This is a genomic window from Paraburkholderia sp. A1RI_3L (genome assembly GCF_048957895.1).
GTDB lineage: Bacteria > Pseudomonadota > Gammaproteobacteria > Burkholderiales > Burkholderiaceae > Paraburkholderia > Paraburkholderia kururiensis.
In genome coordinates this window covers 1,174,845-1,201,560 of record NZ_JARCHA010000001.1, presented here as the reverse complement: position 1 = coordinate 1,201,560, position 26,716 = coordinate 1,174,845, and the positions used below count along the sequence as shown (strand labels likewise).

The following is a 26,716-nucleotide window of genomic DNA, read 5'->3' as shown; positions in this document are numbered from 1 at the left end:
CGGGAACGATTCTGGCTACAGCCGGTCTCTTTGCTGTTACAAAGTGTTGAGAATTGACTTTTCGGGAAGCGACACAGCATGAGTTTGATGACGAAGCCTGGCCTGCGGACCCTTTTCGCGTCGTGCCTCATTGCCGCCTGCGGCGCCGCTCACGCGCAGCTCAATGTCCTCGTGACGGGCGTCGGCTCCACGCAGTTTCCGATCGCCACGGCGAACTTCGCCAATGAGGCGAGCGCGCCGCAGCAGGTGAGCACGATCATCCGGCAAGATCTGCAACGCAGCGGCAAATTCAGCAACATCGATGCGGGCAGCACGCCTGTCTCGGAAACCGACTCGGTCGATCTGGGCGCCTGGAAGGCAAAGGGCGCAGACGCTTTCGTGTCCGGCAGCGTGAACCGCCTGCCGAACGGCCAGTACGAAGTGCGCTTCCGGCTGTACGACACGGTCAAGCAGCAAAGCCTTGGCGGCCTCGTTCTCGTCAGCCCCGAAAGCGGCCTCAGAATGAGCGCCCACAAGGTGGCCGACTACATCTACGACAAACTGCTCGGCACGCGGGGCGTGTTCGCCACACGGCTGTCGTACGTCATCAGGACAGGCGGCCGCTATCAGTTGCAGATTTCCGATTCCGACGGTCAGGACGCGCACATCGCGCTCTCCAGCCCGGAACCCATCATCTCGCCGGCATGGTCGCCGGACGGTACCAAGGTCGCATACGTCTCCTTCGAAAAGAAGAAGCCGATCGTTTATATCCATGACCTGCCCACGGGTCGCCGCGTCATCGTGTCCGACCAGAAGGGCAACAACAGTGCGCCCGCGTGGTCGCCGGACGGCCGCACGCTCGCCGTCGCCCTTTCGCGCACCGGCAATACGCAGATCTTCGCCGTCAACGCAGACGGCTCCGGCCTGCGCCGCCTCACGCAAAGCAGCGCGATCGACACCGAACCCACCTTCTCGCCTGACGGCAAGTGGATCTATTTCACGAGCGATCGCGGCGGCCAGCCGCAGATCTACCGCATGCCGGCTCAGGGTGAAAGCGCTGGCGCGGCACAGCGCGTAACCTTCACCGGCAACTACAACACCAGCCCTCGCGTCAGCCCCGACGGCAAACAGCTCGCGTACATCTCACGCGTGGGCGGCGCATTCAAGCTGTATGTTCAGGACCTCGATTCCGGTACGGCCACAGGCCTGACCGACACAGTGCACGACGAATCGCCGAGCTTTGCGGCGAACGGTCAGTACATTCTTTACGCCACACAGGTGAACGGCCGTGGCGTGCTGGCGGCAGTCTCGACCGACGGTCGTGTTCGCCAGGTGTTGTCCGTTCCGGGCGGCAGCGTACGCGAGCCGTCCTGGGGTCCTTTCATGCAATGACACTTAGGAGAGCAATAATGATGTCGAAAAAGTTCCGCTTGGGTTTGGCCGTACTGATGATTGGTGCACTGGCCGCCTGTAAGTCCACGCCCCCCGTCAATCCCAACGCGAACCAGGGTGCGGTGTCGGGCACGCAGCCGAACCCGAACGCGGTCGCACCGGTGACGGTGGATGAGCTGAACAATCCGAACAGCCCGCTCGCCAAGCGCAGCGTCTACTTCGACTTCGACAGCTATTCGGTGAAGGACGAGTACCAGCCGCTGCTGCAACAGCACGCGCAATACCTGAAGACGCACCCGCAGCGTCACGTTCTGATCCAGGGCAACACCGACGAACGCGGCACGAGCGAGTACAACCTCGCGCTCGGCCAGAAGCGTGCCGAAGCCGTGCGTCGCTCGCTGTCGCTGCTCGGCGTGCCCGACTCGCAGATGGAAGCTGTGAGCCTCGGCAAGGAGAAGCCGGTTGCCCTCGGTCACGACGAAGCATCGTGGTCGCAGAACCGTCGTGCCGACCTCGTGTACCAACAGTAACGAACGCATGGGATGAAGGGGCGTATGTCACACCGTATCTCCTGGCTGCGGTTCGCCGCAGCTGCCTCCGTCGCCGGCGCCGCCTTTGCGGCGGCACCGGCGCATGCTGGCCTCTTCGACGACAACGAAGCGCGTCAGGCCATTCTCGACCTGCGCACCAAGACCGATAACCTGACCAGCCAGTTGTCCGCGGCACAACGCACGATCCTCGACCAGTCCAACCGTCTCGACCAGCTCAACCAGCAGGTGGCGACGTTGCGTGGACAGAACGAAGACCTGGCGAATCAGTTGTCCATCCTGCAGAAGCAGCAGAAGGACTACTACACGGACCTCGACGGGCGGCTCAAGAAGTTCGAGCCGCAGCAGCAGACCGTCGATGGCGTGCAGGGAATCGTGCAGCCCGGCGAAACGGATGCGTTCAACGCCGCCTCGCAGCAGTTCCGCAACGGCGACTTCAAGAACGCGGCAGCATCGTTCCGCAGTTTCATCGCGAAGTACCCGCAAAGCCCCTATCAGCCAAGTGCGCAGTACTGGCTCGGCAATGCGCTCTATGCGCTCAAGGACTACAAGGGATCGACGTCCACATGGGACGGCGTCGTGAAGAACTACCCGCAGAGTCCGCGTGCGCCAGAAGCGTTGCTCGCCATCGCGAACAATCAGCTCGAGCAGGGCCAGAAAGCAGCGGCCCGCAAGACGCTCGAACAGATCCTCGCGCAATACGGCAGTTCCAGCGTCGCGCAATCGGCACAAAGCAGGCTTTCGCAAATCAAATAACAAGGCAGCCCCGCTGCCACGCAAAGCAACGCGCACCGCATCACAACGCTACGCGCGCCTCTCGACGAAGAGCCCGGAACACGAGGTGTTCCGGGCTTTTTCGTATTCGCTTCTGCCGCACGTGTTTACGTACGACGACGGGCACCTCTGCGCAACGTTCCCGACGGCGCGGCGGATTGACAGGCCTGGGGGGCGCCGGTACAATCCCGCTTCTTTCGGGTCGTTAGCTCAGCTGGTAGAGCAGCGGACTTTTAATCCGTTGGTCACTGGTTCGAATCCAGTACGGCCTACCACCTACCCTATCGGGTGGGTACTGAAGGGAATCAAGCACTTACGCGCGAGCGTCAGTGCTTTTTTTTCGCCCAGAGATGGGCCGGCGATGTCTAAAACGTACCCTTTGCCGGAAATTTGCCGGAACGGAGAATCCAGACCAAGCGAGCCTAACCTTTCGCATGGAGTCTCTGGATGGCATACATCAGCCAGCGCCGCGCCTACTGGCGCGCCGAATTCCGCAAGCGCGGACACAAACCTATCTACCGGACGTTCGATACCAAGCAGCAGGCCCGCGAGTGGGCCCAGCGGATCGAGGCGGAAATCTCCATCGGTATCTTCGTTGATCGCACGGAAGCCGAGCGCCATCTTCAACGCCGTGTCGACCGACTCCGAGCCGGAGTTCGTGAAGAAAATCCGGTCGAGGGTCCCCGGCATGAAATCCGCAATTCGGGCCGCTGCTTCGAACGCAAGCTCGTGCCCCATCTGAAACGTCGGCGCGTAGTCCATGGTTCTGATCTGAGCGGCGACTGCCTCGATGATTTCCGGACGACCGTGACCTGCGTTGACGCACCACAGGCCAGCCGTTGCATCCAGCACACGACGGTTATCGTCCGTTATGTAGTACATACCCTTCGCGGACCTGAACATGCGCGGCGCGCGCTTGAACTGCCGGTTCGCCGTGAACGGCATCCAGAAGTTCGACAGACTGGCGTCGCTGATCGTTGTGCTCATCGAGAAATCCCTCCTGAAAAATAGGTAGCCGGCTGCATTCCGCATGCCACAGGCGTGGCTTCAATGTATTCAGGCAAGGATGCCGGTTCAATGTCGCATGAAGGAAGTCGACTTCGCGCAACCAGAGAGCAATCCGGTGAGTCAGGCAGAGAAGTTCTGGTTTCGCGAAAGTTGGCTTGCGCGTTTGGGGAATTTCAGCGCGGGCGCCAGGTGCTACCGTGAAGGCCGTTCTCACCAGTCTGTCGAAGGACCACACATGACCAGCAGCCTGCCGCAACCCGTCGACGCCGGACTTGTTCCTCGATTTGCGGGTCTTTCCACGTTCATGCGCCTTCCTGCCGTATCGAACTTCGCGGACGTCGATATTGCGCTGATTGGCGTCCCCTGGGACGGCGGCACCACCAACCGGGCCGGAGCACGGCACGGGCCGCGCGAAATTCGCAACATGTCGAGCCTCATGCGCAAGGTCCATCACGTCAGCAGGATCGCGCCGTACGATCTGCTGAGAGTGGGCGATGTCGGCGATGCCCCGGTCAATCCCATCGACCTTCTCGATTCGCTGCGGCAGATCGAGCATTTCTACAGCGCCGTTCATCGTGCGGGCGCCATTCCGATTTCGGCAGGCGGCGATCATCTGGTGACGCTGCCCATCTTTCGCGCCATTGCGAAGCACCGGCCCATCGGGATGATTCACTTCGACGCTCATTCCGACACTAACGACACCTATTTCGGCCACAACCCGTATACGCACGGCACGCCGTTTCGCCGCGCAATCGAAGAGGGGCTTCTGGACCCGAAGCGCACGGTTCAGATCGGCATTCGCGGCTCGGTGTACTCCGCGGACGACCTCGACTTCGCAAGAGATGCGGGCGTGCGCATCATCGAAATGGAAGAATTCACCGCGCTGGGCGTTGCCGGGACGATTGCCGAAGCACGGCGCGTCGCAGGTATCGGACCCGCCTACGTCAGCTTCGATGTCGACGCACTCGACCCTTCCTTCGCCCCGGGTACCGGCACACCGGAAATTGGCGGCATCACGACACGAGAAGCGCAGCAGATGATCCGCGGGTTGCGCGGCCTGCACCTGATCGGCGCCGACGTTGTGGAAGTGTCGCCCCCGTTCGATCCCACCGGCGGTACGGCACTCGTGGGCGCAACCATGATGTTCGAACTGCTTTGCGTGATAGCGGAAGCTCAGGCCCAGTATCGTACAATCGCCGGCGAACGACGTACTGTCGTCACAGATTGAGGTGCGTTCCCTGAGGTACCTTTGCGGCCACCGCTCCGAAGAAACCCGGCGAGCTAGACCATGCTTGGAAACCTGTCAGACGTGGATCTGAAGTCGCTTCGGATCTTTTGCACGATAGTCGAAGCCGGCGGGTTCACTTCTGCACAGACGGTCCTGAATATGGGCCTGCCGCGCCTGAGCATCACCGTGCGCGATCTCGAAGTACGGCTCGGCACGACGCTATGTCACCGTGGGCGCCAGGGGTTCCAGGTGACCGAAGAAGGGCTCGCGGTCTACGAGGCCGCACGCGTGCTTTTTTCAGACGTAAGCCGTTTTTTGGACGCTATCGGCGCTTTGAGCGGTCAGCCCAAAACGCGGCTTGACATCGGCTTTGTCGACGGCCTCCTCTCCTTCCCCGGCACGCCTACCGTCACGGCGCTGCAACGCTTCAGGGAACGCTCCGCCAGCACGCATCTCACCGTCCATGTGATGCCCCCAGGCGACCTTGAAAAGGCGGTGCTGGACGAGAAGCTGAACCTCGCGGTAGGCGCGTTTCACCACCATCTTTCAGGGCTCGTCTACACGCCGCTCTTTTCCGAAGAGCAGGGACTCTATTGCGGCCGCGACCATCCGCTGTCGACTGCAACCGGCGTAAACCTGATGGAAACCATCGAGGCCGCCCCGTATGTCGAGCGTGGGTACCTGGCCGAAAGCCACAAGCCGCATCACGTCAATCTGAATCGCGCTGCCACGGCGTTCTCGATGGAAGCGACGCTCACCATGCTGCTGACGGGGACGTACATCGGGTACCTTCCAACGCACTTCGCGAGGCGCTGGGAAGACGAAGGGCGGCTGTTTGCGCTCGTGCCGTCTGCCTTCACCTACCGCTCTCTTTTCAGCATCGTCACGCGTCAGGGCAAAGCCCTCGACGCCACCACACAGATGATGCTCGACAGCTTTCCACGCTCGGCCGAGTAATCCGCGAGCGGCTTGGCCATCGCCCGCGGCGCGGGTGCGTCGACCACTTCCCTCTTCCGCGCAGTTTCACTTCACGCTCACTTCGCGTCGTGATTCCGGTCGCGTGGCAAGCGGCCTCGGCACCCCGCTGCATGCTTTCCAATCCCCGCAAGTTGGGTTTTTTTGACCAGCATTGATGCACCAACAGGCCCCTCCTACATTGAGGTCACGGCAATTCGATCGTGAGGGAGGTGGCAACACAACCCGACCGGAATCGCCCAACGCCTGTTTCCTGAATTGAGAGGCTGCCCGTATCGCAGCCTGCCTATCGTTATCCCTTCGAGGCGCCTGCGCCGATGGAAATGTCATGCTGATATCCTTCCGTACCCTCCTCCTGTCGTTGGCCGGCGCGTGTGCCGTCCTCGTATCGACACCCAGTTGGTCCGAGAGCAACGATCTGCTGTCCCGTATCAGAACCAACGGCCAGATCACCATCGGCACCGAAGCGCGTTATGCGCCGTTCGAGTACATCGAGAACGGCAAGATCGTGGGCTACGACGCGGACCTGATGCAGTACGTGTTGAAGCCGCTGCAGGGCGTCAAGGTGGATCAGCTCGATCTGCCTTTTCAGGGGCTTCTGCCTGGCCTCGACGCGAAGCGCTTCGATATCGTCGTGACCGCCGTCACCATCAACAAGGAGCGCCTCGAGCACTTTGCGTTCACGTTCCCCGTGGCCGACGCAACGACCGGCGTACTGCTGCGCTCCAATGAGCCGTCCATCAAGAAGCCCGAGGACCTGAACGGCAAGATCGTCGGCACCCAGGCAGGCACCGCACAGTTGCAGGCAGCCATCGCGCTCGACCAGAAGCTGAAGGCCGCGGGCGGTTCCGGACTCAAGGAAATCAGGCAATACGTCGCCTTCGACGAGGCCTACGCCGACCTGGCCGTGGGACGTCTCGATGCCGTTGCGCAGTCGCTTGCCAACCTTGGCCCGCTCATGAAATCGCGCCCCGGGGTTTTCGCCATCATGCCGGAAACAATTGGTCCGAAAACGTACTTCGCCTGGGTGGCCCGCAAGGACGCTGACAGCGCCGCGCTGGTCAAGCTGTTCAGCGACGGCATCGCGCGCGCCAACCGCGACGGCACGATGAAACAGCTCCAGCTGAAGTGGTTCGGTACGACCATGGACGTGCCGGCCCAGGCATTGACCGCACCCGCCATGTAACGAAGCGGCGCGCGCGACGGTCCCGCCTTACCACGAGCCACGAGCGTTGAAACGATATGAACGAGCCAACCTTCCTCACCCGCAGCCTGGACTACCTGCCTCCTCTGCTCGATGGCGCGCTCACCACCCTGGCGTTATCGGCCATTGCCGTTCTGTGCGGCTTTTTCGCCGGCGTCTTCGCCTACACGATGCTGGCGAGCCGGAACCGCTGGCTGGCTGCGGCCGCGCGCGTGTACGTGAGCGTGTTCAGGGGCACGCCCATGCTCGCGCAACTGCTGGTGTTCTACTACGTGCCCGCCGCGCTCGGGCTCGGTTTGCCGAGCCCCGTCGCCGCAGTGATCGGACTCTCGCTCAACACCGCGGCCTACCAGTCGCAGATTCTGAGCGCCGGCTTCCATTCGATCCCGAAGGGTCAACGCGAGGCAGCCGGCGCGTTCGGTCTCACGCGGTGGCAGACGTTGTGGCACGTCGAGGTTCCACAGGTCGTGGCCGCCACCTTGCCCGCGCTCGTCTCGGAGATGATCGATATCGTAAAGGCGTCGGCCGTGATCTCCGTGATCTCTGTTACCGACCTGATGCGCGTGAGCCAGCAACTCGCTTCCGCCACCTACCGGCCGCTTGAGACCTACACGCTTGGCGCACTGATGTACCTCGCCATCACGACGCTTCTCTCGCTTGCGGGGCACCGCTACGAGCGACGCATCAGCCGGCGCGCCTGACACGAAGGACGGCAAATTCAGATGAACTCCTTGTTTTCCCTCTTGCCGCGCTTCGCCGCGGGCATGCTCGTGACGCTGGAAGTCAGCCTGCTTGCCGCGTTCACGGGGATGATGGGCGGCTTCGCGCTCAATGTGCTGCGCCTGCGCTTTCCTCAAGTCGTGGCCACACCGTACCGCCTGTATGTCTGGCTCGTACGCGGCATGCCGTACCTGTCGCAACTGGTGATCGTCTACTTCGGCTTGCCAGCGCTCGGTCTGACCATGACGGCGGTACAGGCAACCGTCGTCTCGCTTGCCATGTACTCGGCGGCGTACTTCGCGGAGATATTCCGCACATCGTGGGCGAGCATTCCGCGCGGACAGATGGAAGCAGTGAGAGCGTTCGGCATCGGGCGCTGGGCGTCGTTTCGCGTGATCGAGTGCCCGCAGGCCATTGCGTTTGCCGTACCGCTGCTGACCAACATGGTCATTCTCGTGATCAAGGAAAGCTCCGTCGCGTCCATCATTACGGTGCCCGAATTGACGATGACAGCGAGTGACCTGGTCTCGTCGACATATACGTATATCGGCCCATACGCGATGCTGATTTCGTGCTACTGGCTGCTGACCCAATCTGTCGCGCTGCTGGCGAGACGCATGGCCGCACTGACTCCACTCCTGAGGAAAATATCGTGAGCGATTCCCCCATTCTCCAGCTTCGCGGCGTCGGCAAGTCATACGGCGAACTGCGCGTCCTGAAAGGCTTCGATCTCGATGTGATGCGCGGCGAAATCGTCTCGCTGATCGGCCCCTCCGGCTCCGGCAAGACGACGGCATTGCGCTGCATGAACTTTCTGGAGACGTATGAAGAAGGCGAAGTGCGAGTGAAGGGCAGGTTGCTCGGCTACCGTGCATCGACCGGCAACGGGCGTGTGCGCGATACCGACGCGAACATCGCCGAGGTACGCCGGCCCATCGCCATGGTGTTTCAGCAATTCAATCTGTGGCCGCACATGACCGTGCTGGCCAACGTGGCGGCGCCGCTCGTGCTTTCGCGCAAATGCAGAAAAGCCGAGGCCGAGCAGAAGGCGAAGGCCGCACTCGATCACGTCGGACTCGCCCACAAGGCCCAGGCGTACCCCGCACAACTGAGCGGCGGTCAACAGCAGCGCGTCGGCATTGCGCGGGCACTTGCAATCGAACCGGAGGTCATGCTGCTCGACGAACCAACGTCGGCACTCGACCCGGAACTGGTTGAAGAGGTGCTGAGTGTCATCCGCATGCTCGCGCAGGAGGGCCTCACGATGGTGATGGTCACTCACGAAATGAGCTTTGCAGCCAAGATATCGAACAAGGTGGTGTTCATGGAGGCCGGCCAGATTATCGAAACGGGATCGCCGGCACAGTTGTTCGGCAATACCCGTACGCCCCGACTCCGGCAATTCCTCAAGCCATGGCTTGACCGTAGTCTTTCGCTCGCAGAGGGAATGGCGCGACCGGGGCACGAAGTGATGTCGTCGAACCACGTACCCCTGTCATGAGCGAAGCGGTCAGCTACGCCGTGCCAACAACCACCGGCTCATTGCTATAAGCGCCACCGGCGCTCCATGCGCGTTTGCCCGGTGACGGGCAAGCGGCGCGACGCGGGCCTCGGCGCATATCCCGAAACATCAATCGCCGAAGCCCCCGAGAATAGTCGTCGGAAACAACGGTTGCACACGCGCTGACAGGAACCGGCACAGGCAGAAGGGGCGGCAGCAGAAATCGCCGTAGCCGCGCGTTCAATACGCCATCACTCATTTCGTTTTCCTGTTTCTCTTGCAGTCAGTCACATCAGTTCGCGCCGTCAGCATAGGGTTCTGCCGGCCCGGCCGCGTTTAATGCCAGGGGAGATCAATCCCGCGGGCGACCGGTACCGCCGTGTCAGGGCTTCGGCCCGCCAGCGACTGCCCCGGGGCGCCCCTGTGACTGCGAAAGCTCAAGCGCCTTGAGCGAACCCATGAGAGACATCAGGGTGGAAAACGCATTCCCATCGTTACCACCGCCAAGCTGGATCTGTGGAACCAGCGGCACCTTCGCGGTTTCGAACGCCTCGGCCAGCCGCAGCATGACGGTCTGCATCAGCTGCTTGTCGGCGCCCTCTCCCTGAAGCGCTTCGGACTTCGCCTTGATGGCGGATGCCTCCGCCTCACCCACCGAGCGGATCGCCGACGCACGCCCCGAACCTTCCATTTCCTGCCGGAACTTCTCCGCCTGCGCCAGTGCCTCGATTTCCTGCCGGCGCTTCTCGGCCGCCTTCACGCTCGCGGAACCCTGGTTCTCCTTGATGCTGATGTCGACCAGCGAGCCCGTCAGCTCCTTCTGCTTTGCCGCCCGCTGCTCGGCCTCGTTCAGCTCGCGCTGCTTGTCCGCTGCGATCTGTTTCTGTGCGAACGTCTCCACCTGTTCGCGGGCGATCTGCCGGTCGCGCAGTTGCGCCATGATGTTCTCGATCTGTACGTCACCGACCTGCGCCTTGGGCGTGCCGATCAGCACTTCCTCGAACTCGAGCGAATACGCCTGGAAGCGTTCACGCATGTCGTTCGATGCATTGACCTGCAGTTCGCTGCGCGACTGGATCAGCTCGATGAACGTCTTGGTCTGCGACACGTTCTTGAAGTACGACGACACCATCGGGTCGAGCGTCTGCTCGACGAGCTGCTCAATGTTGCCGAAGCGCTGCACGACCATGGGCGCTTTCCGGTAGTCGATGTGCACCACGACTGAGAGCGGCAGCAGTGGCTCGAACGCATCCTTCGTGATCAGCGTGATTTCGCGCAGGTTCGAATCGAAGCTCGATCCGCTCTCACCCGACTTCCACATCAGTACGAAGTTGGTGGTAGGTACGAGTTCGATCTTGCCGGCATAGGTGTTGAAAGCGTACTTGCCCGGCATCAGCGGATCGCGCCAGACGCCCCGGCAACCGTTCTCGACCAGTTCGCCGTGGCTGTAGTCGCTGCCGGACAGGTCGTCACCGCGACGCCCGGTGTACGAAACCACCACGCCCACATAGCCGACCGGGATCACCGTCTTGCGGATGAATTCGACCGTTGCGAAGAGGCGGTTGATGTACCAGGTGCCTTCGACCAGGACACGCTCCTGCCGGCCGCGGCGGCCACCGGCAGCAAGGAACTTCTCCGGCTCCTGATACGAGTTATGGACGTCGCCGACATCGGGCGCGAGCAGTTCGTCCTTCGGCAGTGCGGGTCCGTCCTGGACCGTCACGATCGCCAGCAGGTCGGAGTCGTGCTCGCCTTCCGCGCCCTTGATGACGACAGGCGAGAATCCGCCACGCTCATCCAGAAGTGCGCGCATCGTCTCGTAATACGCCTTTTCCTGGGAGTTGAGCGACAGGGAATACGTTGCTTCCTCCGTCATCACCACGAAGAGCGCGGGGTTGAGAATGTGTGTGCCCTCGCGCAGTACCTTGCGCTGGGGTCCCTTCTCGCCCCCCTTTTCCAGAAATGCCCGAACGTCCCGGAAATCGTCGACGTTGGCATTGTCAGCGAGTGTTTGGCCGGCGGGCAGATCGCGGCCGTCGCGGGCAAACACGTACCCAATCTTGCCCTGCGTTACCGAGACCATCGGGTGGATATGCACGCGGTACTGGAACGGCGCGAAGAAGTGGAAACCACCCCGCAGCAGTTCCGGCTGGAAGCCGGCTTCGCCTGCCAGCGCAAGCAGCCCCGACTGTACCGAGCCGCTCAGGCTCCACAGCTTCTCCACCACGCCTACCCGGTCGTTAGGTATGTAACGGATGATGCCCGATACCCAAACCAGCACCGCAACTACGAGCAGCACTGCCAGACCGATAGCGATCGTTTGCCCCACCTGCATCAAATGGTCCATATGTGTTTTCCCCTTCTTCCAGTTGCCGGGCCTTTCCTGCTGTAGCGTCGTAATGCCACCGCAGATGATCGATTAGCCCCATCGCTCACCCCAAAAACTGGCACCTTTGTCGTAGCCTCATTGAAGGACCCGCTTGCCGTAGATCCATTCGATACTGCCGTAAGGCGCAAGCTGGTCGAGGATACCCAGCCTGCTTCGCCCTTCGGCGGCATCGCCCTTGACGAACTTCGCATACGCGCCGAGATAGAACTGCTCTTCTGCTTCCGCGTCCTGACGTTCGTCACCCGACAGCCCGGCATTGATGATCGAAAGCTCTCTCACGATATTTTCGCCTTGCCATGCGCGCAGCAATGCGCCGTACTGGTTCTTGTCGTTCGCAGCGTAGTAGCTCGCGTCCCGTTCGAGTTGCGGATTCGTCAACGAGGCATCATGGGCTCTGGCCATGATGTAGCGGTACACGAGCGCCCGGTACGCATAGAAGCCCGGCCCCTCCAGTGGCGACTCGGCATCTGCCAGCGTATCGATCGCCGCCTTCCATTGCTCCAGTTGAATATGGGCGAAAGTGGCTGTGACGAATCCTTCGGTGTAGGTACCCAGGACACCAGCGCGCGTGAGCTGGGGGTTGTGAGCGGCAAACTCGCGGATCTTCCCGATTTCCGGAGCAAGGAGCGCAAGCGCCTGCTGCGGGTTGTTCAGCGAGAACTCTATGCCCGCTTTTGTGGCAATCAGATCCTTGCTTCTGGACGGATCGGCCAGTCGTAAGGCGTCGTCGATCCGGGCAAGAGCCTCATCCGGTTTGCCAAGGGAATCGAGAGCGGCAGCCTCATCCTGCAATGCAGATGCTCTCTCGAATGGCGAAGTCGCTGCGGCCTCCTTCTTCCGTGCCGCCTCGAGGTCTTGCTCGTGTTTCGTTCTGAGCGGATTGCCGGTAACAGTCGCTGCCATGTCCCGCAGACCGCAATAAAGCGGGCGTCCGACCGAAACAGGGTGGTCGTGAACCGTGATGTCGGTCATGCTCTGCGAGCAGCTCTGCGTACCGTTGAACGCGAAATTTACGTGGTAGGTATGCCCTTTTTCAGGGACGAAGGACGTGACGAACGGGCCACACGAAGCCGAACGGGAATCCATGTCGTCACCGTAGAGTCCCTTTACCTGTAGCTGCATGCCGGGCTCGACGCTCACGGTTCGCGACGTCTCGGCTTTCATGACGGCCTTGTTGAGCTTCTCGGTCAGGCGCGCAATTGACGGCAGCAGTATTCCACGACCGCTATCGAACACGCTTCCGACTCTCTGGAATCCGGTGCATGCTTCGTCCGATGTACTTGTTGAGAAATTCACCGGCATAGGCATCCCGCTGGTTGTGAACACAACCTTTGCCCCGTCTTTGGGGGCGTCGGCCACGATCTCCGTCCGCGCGACCTCTTTTTGCGCTTCCTGCTCCCCAGCCCTGTGTGATGCCGCGTGCCTGGTTGCGCACCCCGCGATCAGGAAAGTCGACGCAAATATCGCAAAAATGGTTTGTGCTGGAGGTATTTTGGCTGTATGCATTTGATTCATTAAGTTCCGATATGTCTTGTTTCAGCACGGCTCGTCAGGTCAGACGGTACACATCTCATGGCCATGGGCCGCCTACTGCTGGACCGTCGCGCCCTTCAGCAGCCCGGCCGTGAAGTCAGCCGCGGCCTTCTCCAGCGCCAGCGCCTCAAGCTGTTTGCGGATCGTCTCCTTCACCGCGTCGAACGCGGGAATCTGCGTCGGCCGCTTAGCATCGAGCTTGACGATCAGGCGCACGTTGCCCACCGGAATCGAGTCCGGTGTCACGCCTCCCACCGGCAGCTGCGTGATGGCCTGAGCAACAGGCAGCGGCAGACCCTGCGTCTTGCCCTCGGTGACGGGCGTCTTGAAGCTCACCCACGGCAGCTCACCACCATTCGCCTTGCTGGGCGCCACGCTGTACTGCTGCGCCAGCACGTCGAACGGTTTGCCCGACTTCAGCTCGCTGAGCACCGTCGCCGCGGTCATCGCGTCGGGTACCGCAATCACCCGCGGCTTGTACTCCTCCTTGCCGAGCGACGCCACGATCTGGTCGTAGCGCGCCTTCACCTGTTCATCGGTCACCGGCGCGGCATGGATGCTGTCCTTCAGGTACAGCTGTGTTTCGGCGTTGGTCTTTGCCGCTTCCATCGCCTGCTGCACCTCGGGCTTCGAACCGTAGCCCGCCTTCTCCGCGTTCTGCCGGAACAGCTCGCGCGCGATCAGCTGCTGTTTGAGCGCCTGGCGCAGCTGGGGTGTGTCGGGCTGGTGCGCCACCTGGGCCGCGATGCGTACCGCTTCATCAAGCTGCGACTGCGGGATCGCTATGCCATTGACGGCGGCCACCGTACCGACGGGCAGCGTGGCAGCGGGGGCAGACGCGGTCTGCGCCATTGCGGGTGCAGCGATGCCGGCCGCAAGCATAAGGACGGCAGCCGCCTTGATCCGCAGTGAGATTCTGTTCATCGTTGTGCCTTCAGTAAGTCCAGTTGAGTGTTCCAAGAACGAGGGTCGCCTTCGGCCCGAGGGCAGCCGGCTGCGTGAGTGCGCGTCCTGCGAGCAGCTCGCCCGACAGCATCTGCTTATGCCACTGCCACTGCGCGCGCAGGCCCGCGCCTACCCCCACCAGCGACGGGAAACCCGGCACGGCAACCAGGTTCGCCTTGCCCGCATCGAGAAACACGTAGGGTTCGACGCGGCCATCGTGCCACGCGGGCGTATTCACCCACGCGAGTTCGTTGCGCGACCAGATGCCCCGGTCGCCCGCAATCTCGCCCGAGCGGAAGCCGCGGATCGTGTCCATGCCGCCCAGGTACAGCTGCTCCGAGCCGAACAGCGCCACGTTCGTGTACTGGCCGCCGAGCGCGCCGCGGTACGCCAGCTGTACACGTGAGATGGCCGGCAGCGGCAGCGTATAGGTGGCCGTCATGTCGAACTTCGTGAACTGGCTGTGCGCATCGGTGCGCGCGATGCCGTGTGCGTCGTGGTCGGCCTCCAGCCACGGCAGGCCCTGCGATACGCCACCATCGAGCGTGACGTTGCCGGCCGACCCGTTGAGCGCGAATCTGTGGAGCCAGTTAGCCCCCGTGCGCAGCACCGCGATGCGCTGCGGGTTCAGGTCGATGCTGCCGTTCAGTTCGCGGTCCGTGCGCCGCCACGACAGCGTCGCATCGAAATTCACGATGTCGGCCTGCGAGCGCAGCAGCGTGTAGTTCCAGCCCAGGATGTGACTCAGCGTGCGGCCCCACAGCAGCGCGGTCGTGCCCACCACCTGCTGGTATTCCGAGTCCGACAGCGTGTAGCTGAAGGTATGTCGCCCGAACGGGATGGCGAGCGAGCCCACCAGCGCGTTGCTGTCCAGGCTGTCGATGAAGTTCAGGCTCAGCGACTCCTGCAGGCCGATGAGGTTGTCCGCCTCGACACCGGCCCGGTAGCGTGTCACGCCGGTCGTGGAACTGCCGTAGTTGTCGACCCCCAGGCTGTAGTAGAGCCGGTCGCCGGACCGGTTGCCGACCGCCACCACCGACTCGCCGGGGCTCTGGCCGGGCAGGATCTGGACTTCTGCCTGGTTGCGGCGCAGCCGGTTGATCTGCGAGACGCCCTGGTCAATGTCCTCCAGCCGCAGTGCGTCGCCAGGTACCACGGGAAAGGCGTTTTCGTAGCCGGCGTCGGTGATCCAGCCGCCGCCGGCTGCACTCTCGTTCTTCTTCAGGCGGTGGACCGGCTCGCCGTTCACCCTGAAGCCGCCGATGCGGCCCACCTGGATGGTCACCGTGAGCGTGCCCGAGCCCAGGTTCTGCGGACCGAGCAGCGCGCGTGTGGTGACGTAGCCTTCGGCGACAAACGCATCGGTCAGGCGTTTCAGCAGCACGTTGACGCGGTGCGAGCCCAGCGCATGGCCAGTGAACGGCGCGACGATGGCTTCAAGCTTCGCGCGCGGCACGCCGGGCAGCGGCGTGTACGGGTGGCCGTCCGGTTCCGCGAGCACGATGCGGCTGACCGGGAAGGTAGGACCAGTCTCCACGATCTGGTCGACCGGCGTGTCGACCGGGATGTCGAGCGTAGTCTCCGGCGCCTGCGGCGCCACCGAGATCGACGCGGGCGGCTGGGCGAGCTGGCGCTGGCGCGCCTGTTCGCGCTGCTCGTCGATCAGTTGCTGGCCGGGGTCCTGGATGGGCCGTGGTGCTGCGCCGGGCGGGAGTGCCGGAGGAGCCGCAGGCGGCGTCTGTGCGAACGCCGGCAGCGCCACCAGCAGGACAGCCAGCGTCACCAGCAGGATCAGGGACCGGTTCTGCCGGCTACGCGCGCGCATGGCCAGCATCAGTATCCGATCCACGTCGTCAGTCCCAGGTGCTGGCCGATCTGCACCGGCGTGCGCGATGGCGCGCGCACCGTCGTGATGGTGCCCGTGGCGGACACGCCCTTCAGCGCGCTGATCGAGCCGCCGTCGATGATCGCGTCGCCCGTCAGGTGCACGGCGCCGTTCGCGGCGAACCCGCCCCCGACGTCGGCCGCGATGATCTGCGCCCACGTGCTGCCGAAGAACGCCTTGAAGCCGCGCTGCTGGCTGATCGCCGAATAGCCCGTCACGCCCTGCGCGTAGGTGACGGGTGCGGTGACGTCGATGTCGCCCTGCGCGAACACGTTGCCGCCGATGTTGCGCGCGACGCTGCCCGCGGTGATCGCGATGTTGCTGCCTGACTGGATCGTGCCGCCATACGGCTGCACCGTGCTCGATGCACTCGCGTGGCAGAAGATCCAGCAGCCTCGCGAGTAGCTTGCCTGCCCGGAGAACACGGCGGCGTTGGTGAAGGCATCGTCCGCGTGGATCGTGATGTCGCCGCCGTTCGACTGGATGATGCCGCCCGAGTTGGTGACGTTGTGCCCGGAGATCGTGACGGGCCCCGCCGTCGAGGCGACGTAGGCCAGCTGCGAGGGCTCGGTCACGGTGCCGTAGTCAACGTCGAAACCGCTGGTGGTGTGGGTCAGGAACAGGAAGCTGCCGCCCTGACGTGAGTACGCGACGGGCTGTCCGCCATTGGTGCCGCCCGTGTGGTCGATGATGTTGAGCACATCGCCCTGCGCGGCGAGCGTCACGCCCTGGTTGGAGAGGATGCGGGCGTTGTCGTTGACGATGTCGCCCTGGGCGGTGAGCTGGGCATCGCCGTTCGCGGCGAAGACGATGCCGAGGTTGTCATGCGTCGAGCGGTTCGTGATGCTGCCGCCCGCGGTGAGCGTGATGTTGCCGCCCGTGGCCGTACCGTCCGCCGCGACGCCGCCGGCCTGGATCACGCTGCCGGTGTTCGAGATGTCACCTGTTGCGGTGAGGCTGACCGATCCGGCTGCGGCGGCCAGCGTCGAGGGGCCTGTGGCGTCGTCGGAAAGCGCCATCGAGCCGGTCTTCACCGTGATGCTGTTCGCCGCGGTCATCTGCGCGCCCTGCAGCGAGACGGTGCCGGGCGTGGTGAGGGCGACGTCGTGTTCGGCCCGGATGGAGCCGTCCACCGTGGTGATGTCGCCGCTGGTCGAGACCACCACGTCACCCGCGCTCGCGTAGAGTTTGCCGAGGTTGCGCACGCCCGCGCCCTGGTCCGTCACGATGAGCTGTACGCGTCCGCCCGTGAGGCCGCCGGCGGCCGTGATGTCGACGGCAAGTCCCGAGGCGGCGCTGCCAGGAGTGGTGGTGCCGATGAGCCAGTCGTGGCCGTTGTCCGAAGGCGAGAAGCCGGTATCCCACTTGGTCGTACTGCTGCCGATGGTGGCGCGCACGCCGCCCGCCGAGCTGGTGAAACTGTTCGTGACCGGACCGTTGACCGCGAGGCGCTTCGCCACGAGATCGAGGTTCACGAGCGTGCCGGACAGGCCGCCGGGACCGATGGTGATGGTGCCGCCGCTGGTGGCGAGCACAACGTTGCGCTGGATGTTGCCCGGCGAGAGCGTGAGGTCGCTGAAGCTCACCTGCCCCGTCGACAGCACCACATGGCCGGCGTTCACGAAACTCCCGCCATCCACGGTAATGCCGTTGGGGTTGGCCAGAATCACGTTCGCGCGCGGGCCGAGCACGGCAATCGCTCCCTGGATGAGCGACGGGTTCGTGCTCGTCACCTCGTTGACGATCGTGCGGGCGTTGATGCCGGCGTTGTTCAGGTCCGCGCCGGCCGACGACACGTTGAACGATGAATAGGTGTTGTGCGAGACGCCGCCCGTGGCGGGGGCAATGGCAACGGTCTGGTGGCCGTTTGCGGCTGAGCTCACTGATGTTGCGGTGCCGCCGTCGGCGACGATGCCGGCAGCATGTGCAATGCCTGCGAGAGAAACCAGCAGCAGGCCTGCCCCGACGCCCCGCGTGCGCGCGGGGACGGTCATGCGGATCTTCATTTTTAGTCGTATCCCTGTGCTACCCGTGAAGCACGTTCAGTTCTTCTTCTGTTGCGGTGTGTCGTCGTGCGAACCAGCCGGTCTGGTGTACTTCAGTTCGGCAATTGTCTTTGTGGCCGATTCAGCCTCCTCGATCTCACCCCGCATCGAATAAATTTCATTAACCGAATTTATGCCAATAAAAATTGGCCACCCATAATTTTTATTTTTAAAATTCCAAATTATCCCCTAATAAATAACTATTTCTTCAGGCGCTCACTCCTTGGTTCACGCCACCGTTGCAATCTAATCTTCAAGCCCGCGACCACCATCATCAATACGCCCTTTAACTTATCCCATTGATTGGTTGCTAGACTAATAGTCATAGCCGCAATTGCAGCCTGCGCCCAAAGATTTCCAAGGTCACTGGCCCGATTAAACAACGCCCTCGCGATATCGTAGTCGCGCTCCACTCCAATTCCTTTGACGTACAAATCACCAAGTCTTGTTATAGATGGCGCATAATCACGCTCCATTCCGATGGAGAATATCTCGCGAGCTTTATCGTAATCTTTTCTACGCAAATAAAAGTAACCAGCAGGAAGAGTTGAAACGGCAGAACCAGAGTCTACTGCTTTTCGATACCAAAATTCGGCCTGCGCAAAGTCTGGCCCACCGTCACCCTTTGACCTAAATTCATACCGGCTCCCCAAATTTGCCATGCTTAATATAGACCCTTTATCAACGAGCAATCTGTACGCTGCTTCGGCTGCATGGAAATCTGAAATCGCACCCGCATGCTCCAGAGCTGTCGCGTCTGGTTCGTTATCCCATTCCTGCCTTTCTTTAGAAAGCACTGACTTAGCCATATCGATCATTTTCCCGGTGGCTTTTGCGTAAAAGGATCTCGAACGAGAGGCTGCACATTGTCCTTTAACTCTTCTTGTAAAACCTCTGTTGTATTAGTAGCTCCCCAGCTAATATCATCGACCACATCGCCGCCCTTCGCAAACGGCGAAATAAGACATAGCACGCAAAGAAGGTGCTTCAGGTCATTATTTTCTACCTGATTTTCTGCGGCTGTCGTGGCTCCTGCCACATTTTGACCGAGAGCTCCCGCCACGCCAGCGCCGGCCAGCATCGCTATTGCCATGATGGCTGCCTGCTGTCCTGCGTCGAGCGCTGCGCCGCTGGGGTCGATCTGGTCAATCACGTATGGCGAGACAACGGCGCTCGTGACCGCACCAATGGCCCCTCCCGCGCATCCCGTGCCAAGCGCCGCGGAACTCGCGCACCCCAAAGCAGCATGCGCAAGGTCGTAGCCAATCGAGCCTTTCGCGAGTAGCGAGCCCGGGTCTTGGCCAGCTGTACCGATGGCATTCGCACCAACCGCAGCGATGTCGGTAACGACGTTGTTCTTCAGCGCGGTCAGGAAGCTGCCACCCTCGATCGACGTCGAGATCGCCGCATTGACGACGCTCTGCTCACCAATTTGAAGCGCTATATTGCCAAGGTTCTCCAGCGTGACAGCTGCGTCGGACGACACGATGTTCGAACCCAGCGAACTGAAATCGTTGAGACCAAGACCCTCGTCCACGCCCTGCGTCAGATACGCAACAGCAACCGACTTGGCGATCCCCGCCAGGCTGAACTGTCCGCTGTCGGCCTGGCTCATCGCCGCGCTCACCAGCGCGCCGAGTACCGGGCTGGCGACGATCGAAATGGCGATGCTCATCACCTGCTGGAGGACGATGATCGGCCCCATGCCGCCGTCGGCAATGACCGTCGTGTCCAGATGATTGCTGACCGAGCTCTGGGTGAAGTTGCCGCCCAGCTGGTTCTTGAGGCTTGCCAGCATGGCCTGCGTGCCCGCCGCGTCGGCAGTGCCGTCCGTGTTGAGCTTCTGGAGCGCTCCGCCGATCTGGTCCAGCGTCTGCACGTTCATGTCGTAGTTCATCGCCGACATGAAGCCGCCCTGCTGCACCACCGTGCCGGTCGTTACCGCTACGCCGCCATCGACGTTCTGGTAGATCGTGCCGATGTTGGTCGAGCGCTGCTCGTTCGTGAGCGTGTCCGTGTTGACCGTCAGGTTCTGCGCTGACACCGAACCCGTATTGAGAATGCTGTTTGCGTAGTTGAGCGCGACGTTGGTGCCCGCGATCTCGCCGTCCGCATTCACCACCGCGTAGTTCTGCGGCAGCAGCACTTCGGGCACGAGTGCCTGGACGGTCGGACACGCGCCGTTCCCCGTTACCGTGCAGCCCGGTTCGGGCACCGACTGCTCGACGTACCAGAGCATCGGCGCATTGACCTGCGCGAGCTGCGCCTGGTCCAGCTGCGTGCCGAGCGCGACGTTGTGATCTTTCGCATACTGCAGGGCCGCGCCGTACAGGGCGGCCGTGTCGAGGTTGCTGATCGACGCCTGGCTCGTGCTGTCGGTGGCGCCCGTGGTGCTGTAGAAGCTGGCCTTGCCCGTGGCCTGAAGCGCTGCCTGCTCGACCTGCTGCGCCTGCGTGTACGGGTCATAGTAGAACTGTGTGACCGACGGCTGGAGACTTGCCGGCAGCGCGGCGAGCAGGGCCGCCGGCGACAGGTCGCCGGTAACCTGCGATGCGGGGTTGTTGACCAGATACGAGACCGATACCGTCTGGCCGTCGACGGTTTTCACGGTCGAACCGGACGGCGTGGAGGACTTCACGACGGTCGGCGGCACAGGCGTTCCGACCGTCTGCACACCGATCGGCGTGCTGGACGGCAGCCCTGCGGCCCCTGTCACCGAGACTGGCTGGCCGCTGAGGTTCGTGACCAGGCCCGCACTGTTGACGGTCGTGGCTGCGGAAGCCGGTACCAAAGGCGGTCCGAGCGTGATGACCTGTCCCGAGACTGCGGGAGGAGGCGTATAGACGTTCGGATTCGTGATCCCGTTGACGAGCTGCGAACCGGACAGCGCGACACTCTGGCCGATCACGTTGCCCGTGTTCGTCAGCGTCGGCGAATTCACCGACAGCGTATTGCCCGCCTGGATCGTGCCGGGCACGAAGTCGGGCAGGCCCACCGACGACGGCAGGCCCGCCGGGTCCTGTGTGGCGCTGCTGCTGTATGCGCTGCCGTAGAGCGACGCGCACAGCGACGGATTGTTCGCGCAGCCCCAGGTCGCATACACGGTGCCGTAGTGCACCAGCCCGCTGCTCCAGTACGCATTCAGGTACTGGTTGCTGCTGGCCGCCGAACCCGACGCATTGATCGTGACGTTGTTCAGTGCCGTGACGAGGCTGCCGGTATTGCCGAACGTGCCCGCCGTGAGGTTGACGTTGTGGTTGGCCGTGATGGTTGCCGGGCTTGCCGACTGTACGTCGACGTAGGCCTCGCAGTTGCTGGTGCAACCGGTAAATGGCGTGCCAGTGCCGTAGTTCTGGTGGACCTGGACCGGCGCGGCAATGGTGCTGGTCAGCGTCGCCGCATTGATGTCGACGTCGTTTCCTGCCGTGATCGAACCGGACATATTCGTTACGGCTGCCGCCTGCGTGAGCGACGACGGTGTTGCGGAGCCATCGGTGGCGGCCGTGCCCGCTCCACCGATCACGACATTGCGTCTCGCGACCAGGTTGCCGTAGGTATTGTTGACGGTACCGGCAGCAATCACGATGTCGTTGCCGGCCGTGACCGTGGCGTTGTTCTGCTGGTAGCTGTAGCTCTGCGAATTGGGATTCGAGGTGGAACTGCTGGCGCAGCCCGAGTAACCGGGCGCGCAGCCAGCGGTGGTCGTCATCGTCCCGGTATTGGTGCCCTGGTTCGTGAAGGCCGATGCGGTGATATTGACGTTGTTCACCGCGGCCAGTGTTCCAGCGTTGGTGAGACTGCCCCCCGACAGGTTCAGGTTGTGGCCGGCAACGATCTGGCCGGTCGGCCCCTGCACGCTGACCGAGGATGAGGTCGACAGCGGAACCGCCGTGCCTGGCGCCTTCATCGCGATGCCGGCCGGATCGATGTAGGGACCCTGCGTATACGGACCGACGGCAGTGGTGCCGTTGAAGTTGTTCCAGATGGAAATCGTTGACGGCGCCTGCGACAGGAAGGTGTTGATCGACGCGAGATCGATTCCGTCGGTGACCGTCGAACTGTACGTTGACCCGCCGTTGGAGAGTGACTGCACATTGAGGTTCGCGTCGTTGCCAGCGCTCACCGTGCCGCCCTGGTTGTTGAGGCTGTTCGCAGTAATGTCCAGGTTGTAGCCAGCGGCAATGACCGACGCCGAGCCCGGCTGCGAACCTGTCGTCGTCGTTGTTTCGGTAACCGACGGCAGCACGGCCGTCTTAGTGGCAATCGCGAGGCTCGCGTTCTGCGGCGTGCGCACGAACCACAGGTTCTGGACGATATTGTTGCCGTTGGCATTGCTGCCGACCACGGTCGGGACCAGCACGAACGTGACTGCCCCCGAGGTCGTAATTGGCGGGCTGCTGGGTATGGCGGTCCCGGTCGTCGTGCCATCCGGCGAGAGGGCATCAGCAAGCGTAACGGTCTGCGGAGTCTGTGCAATGTCGCAACAGAACCCGTTCTCGCCACCGTACAGCGTGGCGTAGTCCAAGGTGTCGGAGCCCACCACAAGCGCCATGAGCAGCGGCGTGTTGTTGATGACCGTCGTTGTGGTGGTCGTAGTTGTTCCGGACGACGTCGAGTTGTTGACGTTGGCCGCGGTGATCGAGAGATCATTGGCCGCCGTCAGCGTACCGCCGGCATTGGTGAGGTCACCTGTCAGGTTGATGGTGGCGTTGCCCTGCCCCGCCGCGCTCGCGCTGCTGCCCGCCTTCGTGACGCCGTTCGAGTTGTCGTAGCTCGAACCCTTGACCGTGAGCGTGTTGACCGCCTCAACGGTCCCCGCGTTGATGCCGGAGCCGTTCAGCGTGAACGCGTCATTCGCCGTGACCGTGCCACCCGCCTGGTTGGCGAGCGACCCGTTGACGGTCAGATCATTCGCGTTGACGGTTCCCGCATTCGTCACCGCGCCGTTGAGCGCGAGCGAGCCGCTTCCCTGGTTGATCGTGCCGCTGTTGCTGATGCCCTGCGAGGCCGAGACATTGACCGTGGTGCCCGGCAGGGTCCAAGTGCCCGTGTTGTTCACCGACTGCGCGGAGAGGTTCAGGCCGTTGCCGCCGTTCACCGTGCCGTAGGCAGCCGACGACGGATCGATGGCCTGGTTGGGCAGCGCGAGTGTCGCGATGTTCTGGGCCAGGATCTGGCCGTTCGTGTTGTTGTACGAACCATTGCCACCCGTCACGGTGACTGACGTGTTGCCCGTCGCCGCGGTGGGGTTGTTTACATCGCCCGCGAAAATGAGGCCGCTGTTCGCGAGCGAATTCGTGGTGAGGTTGAGTGCGTTGGTTGCCAGCAGCGCGCCCGTGTTCGTGGTGCCGCCGCTGACGTTGAGCGTGCTGGTGGGACCGTAGATGGAGCCCGCGTTATTGAGGTTCGCCGCGTTGACTGTCGTGGTGGCAAGCGACGACAGCGAACCCTGGTTACTGACGTTCGAGCCGGAGACGGTCAGATTACCCTTCGCCATCTGTGAGCCAACGTTCGTCACCGTGCCGCCGGCGAGCGTCGCGTTGCCCATGTACGCCGCGGTACCGCCCGTCGTCAGGCCTGTGGTGCCGGTCGCGCTGTACGTTCCGCCGATGACCGCGTTGGCCGTGGTGACGTTCGCACCCTTCAGCGTCGCGTCGCCGTTCACACTGAGTGCCGGCGCGCTCGAGCTGTACGTGGCGTTCAGCTGCCCCGCTGACGTGTTGAGGTCCTGTGTAGCGGTCGCGTTCAGGTTGCCGCCCACCGCCACACCCTGCGTGGTGATGTTCGCGGCCGTGAGCGTGGCATCCTTCGAGACGGTGGTCTGGCCGTTCAGGTACAGGGTGCCGCTGGTGTTGAGCGTGGCATTGCCCGCTGTCGACACCGCGCCGGCGGCCGTCAGGTCACCGCCCTTCGCGTTCATGGCGAGATCGCCCAGACTCTGGACGCTGCCCTGCGCGCTGATGCCGGTGCCCGCCGTGACGTTCATCGCTCCGCCGGACAGCGCGTTGCCTCCGAGGGTCGCGCCGCCGTTCGTGGCCGTCAGCGTTTCGTTGCCGACCGCGGTGGTCGCGCCCACCGACAGGTCCGTGCCCGCCGTCGCCGCGAGGTTGTTGCCGGTCTGGATCGCGCCCGTGATGCCGATGTTGCGGCCCGCCGAGAGCATCGTGTCGTTCGCGACGCTGACCGCGCCGCTGCCGGTAATGTCGCGGCCTGCGGTGACGGTCGCATTGCTGGTGCCGTCGGCTTCGAGCCCGCCGTTCAGGGTCACGTCGCGCGTGGCCGCAATGGACGTGCTGCCGCCGCTGTGCGCGTTACCAGAGACGGTGACGTCCTGTCCAGCACTGATGGTGGCCGTGCCAGGAGTCGTAAGTGTCCCCGCGACTGTCACGCTGCTTGCGCTGGAGCTGATCTGCGCATTACCCTGGCTGTAGACGTTCCCGCCGAGATTCACGCCCTGCTGGCCGTTCGCGGTGAAGTTGCCGAGCGTCGTCACGCTACCGGTCGTGGAGAGCGTGCCGCCGTTCGCGGCGAGGCTCATGTCGCCCACCGACGCGGCCGATCCACTGATGGCCGTACTGCCACCGGATGTCACCGTCAGCGTGCTGCCGCTGGTCGCGTTGCCGCCGAGCGTGCTGTTCCCACCCGCGGTCACCGAGATCGCTCCCGGCGCCGTCACCGTTCCGCCAAACGAAGCGTTGCGACCGGCGTTTGCCGTCACCGTAGCGCCGGCCTGCACCGAACCCGTGAGCCCGATGTCCTGCCCCGCCGTGATCGAGACCGCGTCCTGCGACGAGGAGACGTTGCCACTACCCGTGACCGAGCCTGACTGCGAGCTGATGGTGACCGGTCCCTGCGCCTGGGCCGTGCCGCCCAGCGTCGTGCCCTGTGCCGAGGAGACGGTGAGTGCACCGTTGCCTGTCGCGCTACCGGAAACGTTTGCGGTGCCGGCCTGCGCAATGATCGTCGTGTCGCCTACGCCCGACACCGCGCCATTGATGGCCGCGTTGCGCGCGGCAGTGAGATCCACCGTGCTGCCACCATTGACCGCGCCGTTCACGGTGAGGTCGCGGCCCGCGTTCGCTGCGATCGTGCCGGGTGCCGTGAGTCCCGAACTGACCGTGATGTCGCCGGTGGTGGTTTTGAGCGAAAGGTTCTGGCCGGAGACCGAACCCACCGTCATCGAGTTGCCGGCCGTAAGTGTGCTGTTGCCGTTGGCCGCAACCGATGCGGCATTGAGATTACCGCCCGCAGAGAGCGTGGCGTCCTGTCCGGCCGATGCGCTACCCGTTACGTTGATGTCGCCCGTCGCCGAAACGGTGTAGTTCTGGTTCGCGACGCCGGTGCCAGAGACCGTGCTGTTGCCCTGGCTCGCGAGGCTGACGTTCCCGGTCGCGGATGTGCCGCCCACCACAATGTCGCCGTTCGAGGTGACCGTCACGTTGCCGGCAGTCGCAGCAAGCGACCCCTGCATGTTGACGCCCATGCCGGCTGCGGTGGACACGATATACACCTGTCCGGAGGTTACCGAACCGTACCGGCTCGCATCGATGGCGACGGCGCCGCTGCTGGTGGCGGTGTTGGCGCTGCCGTTCGATGAGGTGGCCCAAGTGGTGCCGGTCGTACCCGAGGAGGTGGGTGTGACAAGCTGGTCGCCCGTCACGATGTTGACGCGGTTGTTCGCGTTCAAGGGCGCGGACAGTGAAACCGTTTCGCCGATCAGATCAATGTTGCCAACAGTGCCCTCGATGCCCGCACCGGGCGTACCATCGTTGCCCGGTGGCCCGTTGATGGAAATGTTGCCGCCGTTCACGCTCCATGCGAGCGCGCCGGCGTGGGCGAAGTCGGTCGGCGTGCCGCCTGCCGCCGTGATGAACTGCGGCGTGCCGGTGGTGAGCGTGAGGTTCGAGATGTTGGTGAGCGCCGTGCCGCCTGGTACGCTAACACCGTTGGGGTTCGCGATGATAAGGGATGCAGAATTCCCGAAAATCTCCAGTGGTCCGGCAATTACGGAAGCGTACTGGCTACCGGTTGAGGTGACCTGCGCGAGGATGATGGAGGCGGTGCGCCCACCCAGGTTCGGGTTCGCGCCGACCTGGCCGCCGATGAGCGAAGTCCCCGGAACCAGGCTGTTGTTGAAAATCAAACCTTCACTGCCGACCGACAGGTTCTGGAACTGCGAGGCCGAAATGCCCTGCGAATTGGGTGCGGGAATGTTGATAACCGGGACGCCCGCCGAACTCTGCGTGATGGTGGGCTGGAAGGCGATGGGGGCGCGCGGGTCGACGATGGGCGCGGCATGCGCCGTTGCGTCGGCCGAGAACACTGCAGGAGCGAAGTACGTCACCACGACCATGACGATGGCCGTGACCCTGCGCCACAGTGCGGGCCGCGCCGTGTTTAGGTCTTCAGCGTGCGCGAAGCGCGCACTGTCCCTTGCCGCCGTGCGCTGCATCGCGCGGCGGAGGATGTCTTTCCCCGTGGTTCGCATGGTTTCTGTAAGCTGCTTGTTTTTTCTTACCGGCTCTTACCGCACGGCAGCAAATTTACAGCCAAAACCGCCAAAACACTGTCAGGAAGGGTCACCGATGGG

Annotated in this window: 16 protein-coding genes, 1 tRNA gene and 1 pseudogene; 10 read left to right on the top strand and 8 right to left on the bottom strand. The window is 63.0% G+C overall.

Annotation, left to right across the window (positions count from 1 at the left end; genetic code table 11):
- The first annotated feature begins 78 nt into the window (after positions 1-78).
- The 4 genes from tolB (at position 79) to PXJ20_RS05530 (ending at position 2,968) form a co-directional block, all read left to right on the top strand.
- The gene (tolB, locus tag PXJ20_RS05545) at positions 79-1,371 is read left to right on the top strand and encodes a Tol-Pal system beta propeller repeat protein TolB (RefSeq protein ID WP_421030369.1); all 1,293 of its coding nucleotides are present in this window, start codon (positions 79-81) and stop codon (positions 1,369-1,371) included.
- A gap of 17 nt (positions 1,372-1,388) precedes the next feature.
- Positions 1,389-1,901 (top strand): peptidoglycan-associated lipoprotein Pal, encoded by a 513-nt coding sequence (gene pal, locus PXJ20_RS05540; RefSeq protein WP_017772893.1) that lies wholly within the window; start codon positions 1,389-1,391, stop codon positions 1,899-1,901.
- 24 nt (positions 1,902-1,925) lie between these two features.
- Positions 1,926-2,675, top strand: a complete 750-nt coding sequence (gene ybgF, locus PXJ20_RS05535) for a tol-pal system protein YbgF (RefSeq protein ID WP_026121051.1) — start codon at positions 1,926-1,928, stop codon at positions 2,673-2,675.
- A gap of 217 nt (positions 2,676-2,892) precedes the next feature.
- Positions 2,893-2,968, top strand: a tRNA-Lys gene (locus PXJ20_RS05530).
- 331 nt (positions 2,969-3,299) lie between these two features.
- On the opposite strand, the pseudogene PXJ20_RS05525 reads toward PXJ20_RS05530, so the two are convergent.
- A pseudogene (locus PXJ20_RS05525) lies at positions 3,300-3,680 on the bottom strand (aminotransferase class III-fold pyridoxal phosphate-dependent enzyme); the annotation flags it as partial.
- A 256-nt stretch (positions 3,681-3,936) separates the two neighbouring features.
- Here PXJ20_RS05525 and speB point away from each other — a divergent pair.
- From speB to PXJ20_RS05495, 6 genes are all read left to right on the top strand, one after another.
- Positions 3,937-4,929, top strand: a complete 993-nt coding sequence (speB, locus tag PXJ20_RS05520) for an agmatinase (RefSeq protein ID WP_421030368.1) — start codon at positions 3,937-3,939, stop codon at positions 4,927-4,929.
- An 81-nt stretch (positions 4,930-5,010) separates the two neighbouring features.
- Positions 5,011-5,886 (top strand): LysR family transcriptional regulator, encoded by an 876-nt coding sequence (locus PXJ20_RS05515; protein ID WP_421057412.1) that lies wholly within the window; start codon positions 5,011-5,013, stop codon positions 5,884-5,886.
- 346 nt (positions 5,887-6,232) lie between these two features.
- Positions 6,233-7,090, top strand: coding sequence for a transporter substrate-binding domain-containing protein (locus PXJ20_RS05510; protein WP_421030366.1), 858 nt, complete (start codon positions 6,233-6,235; stop codon positions 7,088-7,090).
- Between the two features lie 56 nt (positions 7,091-7,146).
- On the top strand, positions 7,147-7,809 hold the full coding sequence (locus tag PXJ20_RS05505) for an amino acid ABC transporter permease (RefSeq protein ID WP_413213138.1): 663 nt from the start codon (positions 7,147-7,149) through the stop codon (positions 7,807-7,809).
- Positions 7,810-7,830: 21 nt separating this feature from the next.
- Positions 7,831-8,484 carry an amino acid ABC transporter permease gene (locus PXJ20_RS05500; protein WP_421030365.1) on the top strand — a complete coding sequence of 218 codons (654 nt, stop codon included), beginning with the start codon at positions 7,831-7,833 and terminating at the stop codon, positions 8,482-8,484.
- Positions 8,481-9,329 carry an amino acid ABC transporter ATP-binding protein gene (locus PXJ20_RS05495; RefSeq protein ID WP_421030364.1) on the top strand — a complete coding sequence of 283 codons (849 nt, stop codon included), beginning with the start codon at positions 8,481-8,483 and terminating at the stop codon, positions 9,327-9,329. Before PXJ20_RS05500 ends, PXJ20_RS05495 begins: the two co-directional genes overlap by 4 nt.
- A gap of 382 nt (positions 9,330-9,711) precedes the next feature.
- Here the strand turns inward: PXJ20_RS05495 and PXJ20_RS05490 are convergent, their stop codons facing one another.
- The 7 genes from PXJ20_RS05490 to PXJ20_RS05460 form a co-directional block, all read right to left on the bottom strand.
- Positions 9,712-11,676: an SPFH domain-containing protein gene (locus PXJ20_RS05490; protein WP_421030363.1), complete on the bottom strand. Its 1,965-nt coding sequence runs from the start codon at positions 11,674-11,676 to the stop codon at positions 9,712-9,714.
- A 117-nt stretch (positions 11,677-11,793) separates the two neighbouring features.
- On the bottom strand, positions 11,794-13,224 hold the full coding sequence (locus PXJ20_RS05485; protein ID WP_421030362.1) for a hypothetical protein: 1,431 nt from the start codon (positions 13,222-13,224) through the stop codon (positions 11,794-11,796).
- Between the two features lie 81 nt (positions 13,225-13,305).
- Entirely contained in the window at positions 13,306-14,175 is an 870-nt protein-coding gene (locus PXJ20_RS05480) for a peptidyl-prolyl cis-trans isomerase (RefSeq protein ID WP_421030361.1), read from the bottom strand.
- A gap of 10 nt (positions 14,176-14,185) precedes the next feature.
- Positions 14,186-15,958 carry a ShlB/FhaC/HecB family hemolysin secretion/activation protein gene (locus PXJ20_RS05475; RefSeq protein WP_421030977.1) on the bottom strand — a complete coding sequence of 591 codons (1,773 nt, stop codon included), beginning with the start codon at positions 15,956-15,958 and terminating at the stop codon, positions 14,186-14,188.
- Between the two features lie 71 nt (positions 15,959-16,029).
- Complete coding sequence (locus tag PXJ20_RS05470) at positions 16,030-18,075, bottom strand: filamentous hemagglutinin N-terminal domain-containing protein (RefSeq protein ID WP_421030360.1); 2,046 nt, start codon at positions 18,073-18,075, stop codon at positions 16,030-16,032.
- A gap of 251 nt (positions 18,076-18,326) precedes the next feature.
- Positions 18,327-18,935 carry a tetratricopeptide repeat protein gene (locus PXJ20_RS05465; protein WP_421030359.1) on the bottom strand — a complete coding sequence of 203 codons (609 nt, stop codon included), beginning with the start codon at positions 18,933-18,935 and terminating at the stop codon, positions 18,327-18,329.
- A 5-nt stretch (positions 18,936-18,940) separates the two neighbouring features.
- Positions 18,941-26,614, bottom strand: coding sequence for a beta strand repeat-containing protein (locus tag PXJ20_RS05460; RefSeq protein ID WP_421030358.1), 7,674 nt, complete (start codon positions 26,612-26,614; stop codon positions 18,941-18,943).
- Positions 26,615-26,716 lie beyond the last annotated feature (102 nt).

Bases quoted from the DNA above. Each gene is read 5' to 3' on its own strand.
- tolB (WP_421030369.1), top strand. From the start codon at position 79: ATGAGTTTGATGACGAAGCCTGGCCTGCGGACCCTTTTCGCGTCGTGC.
- pal (WP_017772893.1), top strand. From the start codon at position 1,389: ATGATGTCGAAAAAGTTCCGCTTGGGTTTGGCCGTACTGATGATTGGT.
- ybgF (WP_026121051.1), top strand. From the start codon at position 1,926: ATGTCACACCGTATCTCCTGGCTGCGGTTCGCCGCAGCTGCCTCCGTC.
- speB (WP_421030368.1), top strand. From the start codon at position 3,937: ATGACCAGCAGCCTGCCGCAACCCGTCGACGCCGGACTTGTTCCTCGA.
- PXJ20_RS05510 (WP_421030366.1), top strand. From the start codon at position 6,233: ATGCTGATATCCTTCCGTACCCTCCTCCTGTCGTTGGCCGGCGCGTGT.
- PXJ20_RS05505 (WP_413213138.1), top strand. From the start codon at position 7,147: ATGAACGAGCCAACCTTCCTCACCCGCAGCCTGGACTACCTGCCTCCT.
- PXJ20_RS05500 (WP_421030365.1), top strand. From the start codon at position 7,831: ATGAACTCCTTGTTTTCCCTCTTGCCGCGCTTCGCCGCGGGCATGCTC.
- PXJ20_RS05490 (WP_421030363.1), bottom strand. From the start codon at position 11,676: ATGGACCATTTGATGCAGGTGGGGCAAACGATCGCTATCGGTCTGGCA.
- PXJ20_RS05485 (WP_421030362.1), bottom strand. From the start codon at position 13,224: ATGCATACAGCCAAAATACCTCCAGCACAAACCATTTTTGCGATATTT.
- PXJ20_RS05480 (WP_421030361.1), bottom strand. From the start codon at position 14,175: ATGAACAGAATCTCACTGCGGATCAAGGCGGCTGCCGTCCTTATGCTT.
- PXJ20_RS05470 (WP_421030360.1), bottom strand. From the start codon at position 18,075: ATGACCGTCCCCGCGCGCACGCGGGGCGTCGGGGCAGGCCTGCTGCTG.
- PXJ20_RS05465 (WP_421030359.1), bottom strand. From the start codon at position 18,935: ATGGCTAAGTCAGTGCTTTCTAAAGAAAGGCAGGAATGGGATAACGAA.
- PXJ20_RS05460 (WP_421030358.1), bottom strand. From the start codon at position 26,614: ATGCGAACCACGGGGAAAGACATCCTCCGCCGCGCGATGCAGCGCACG.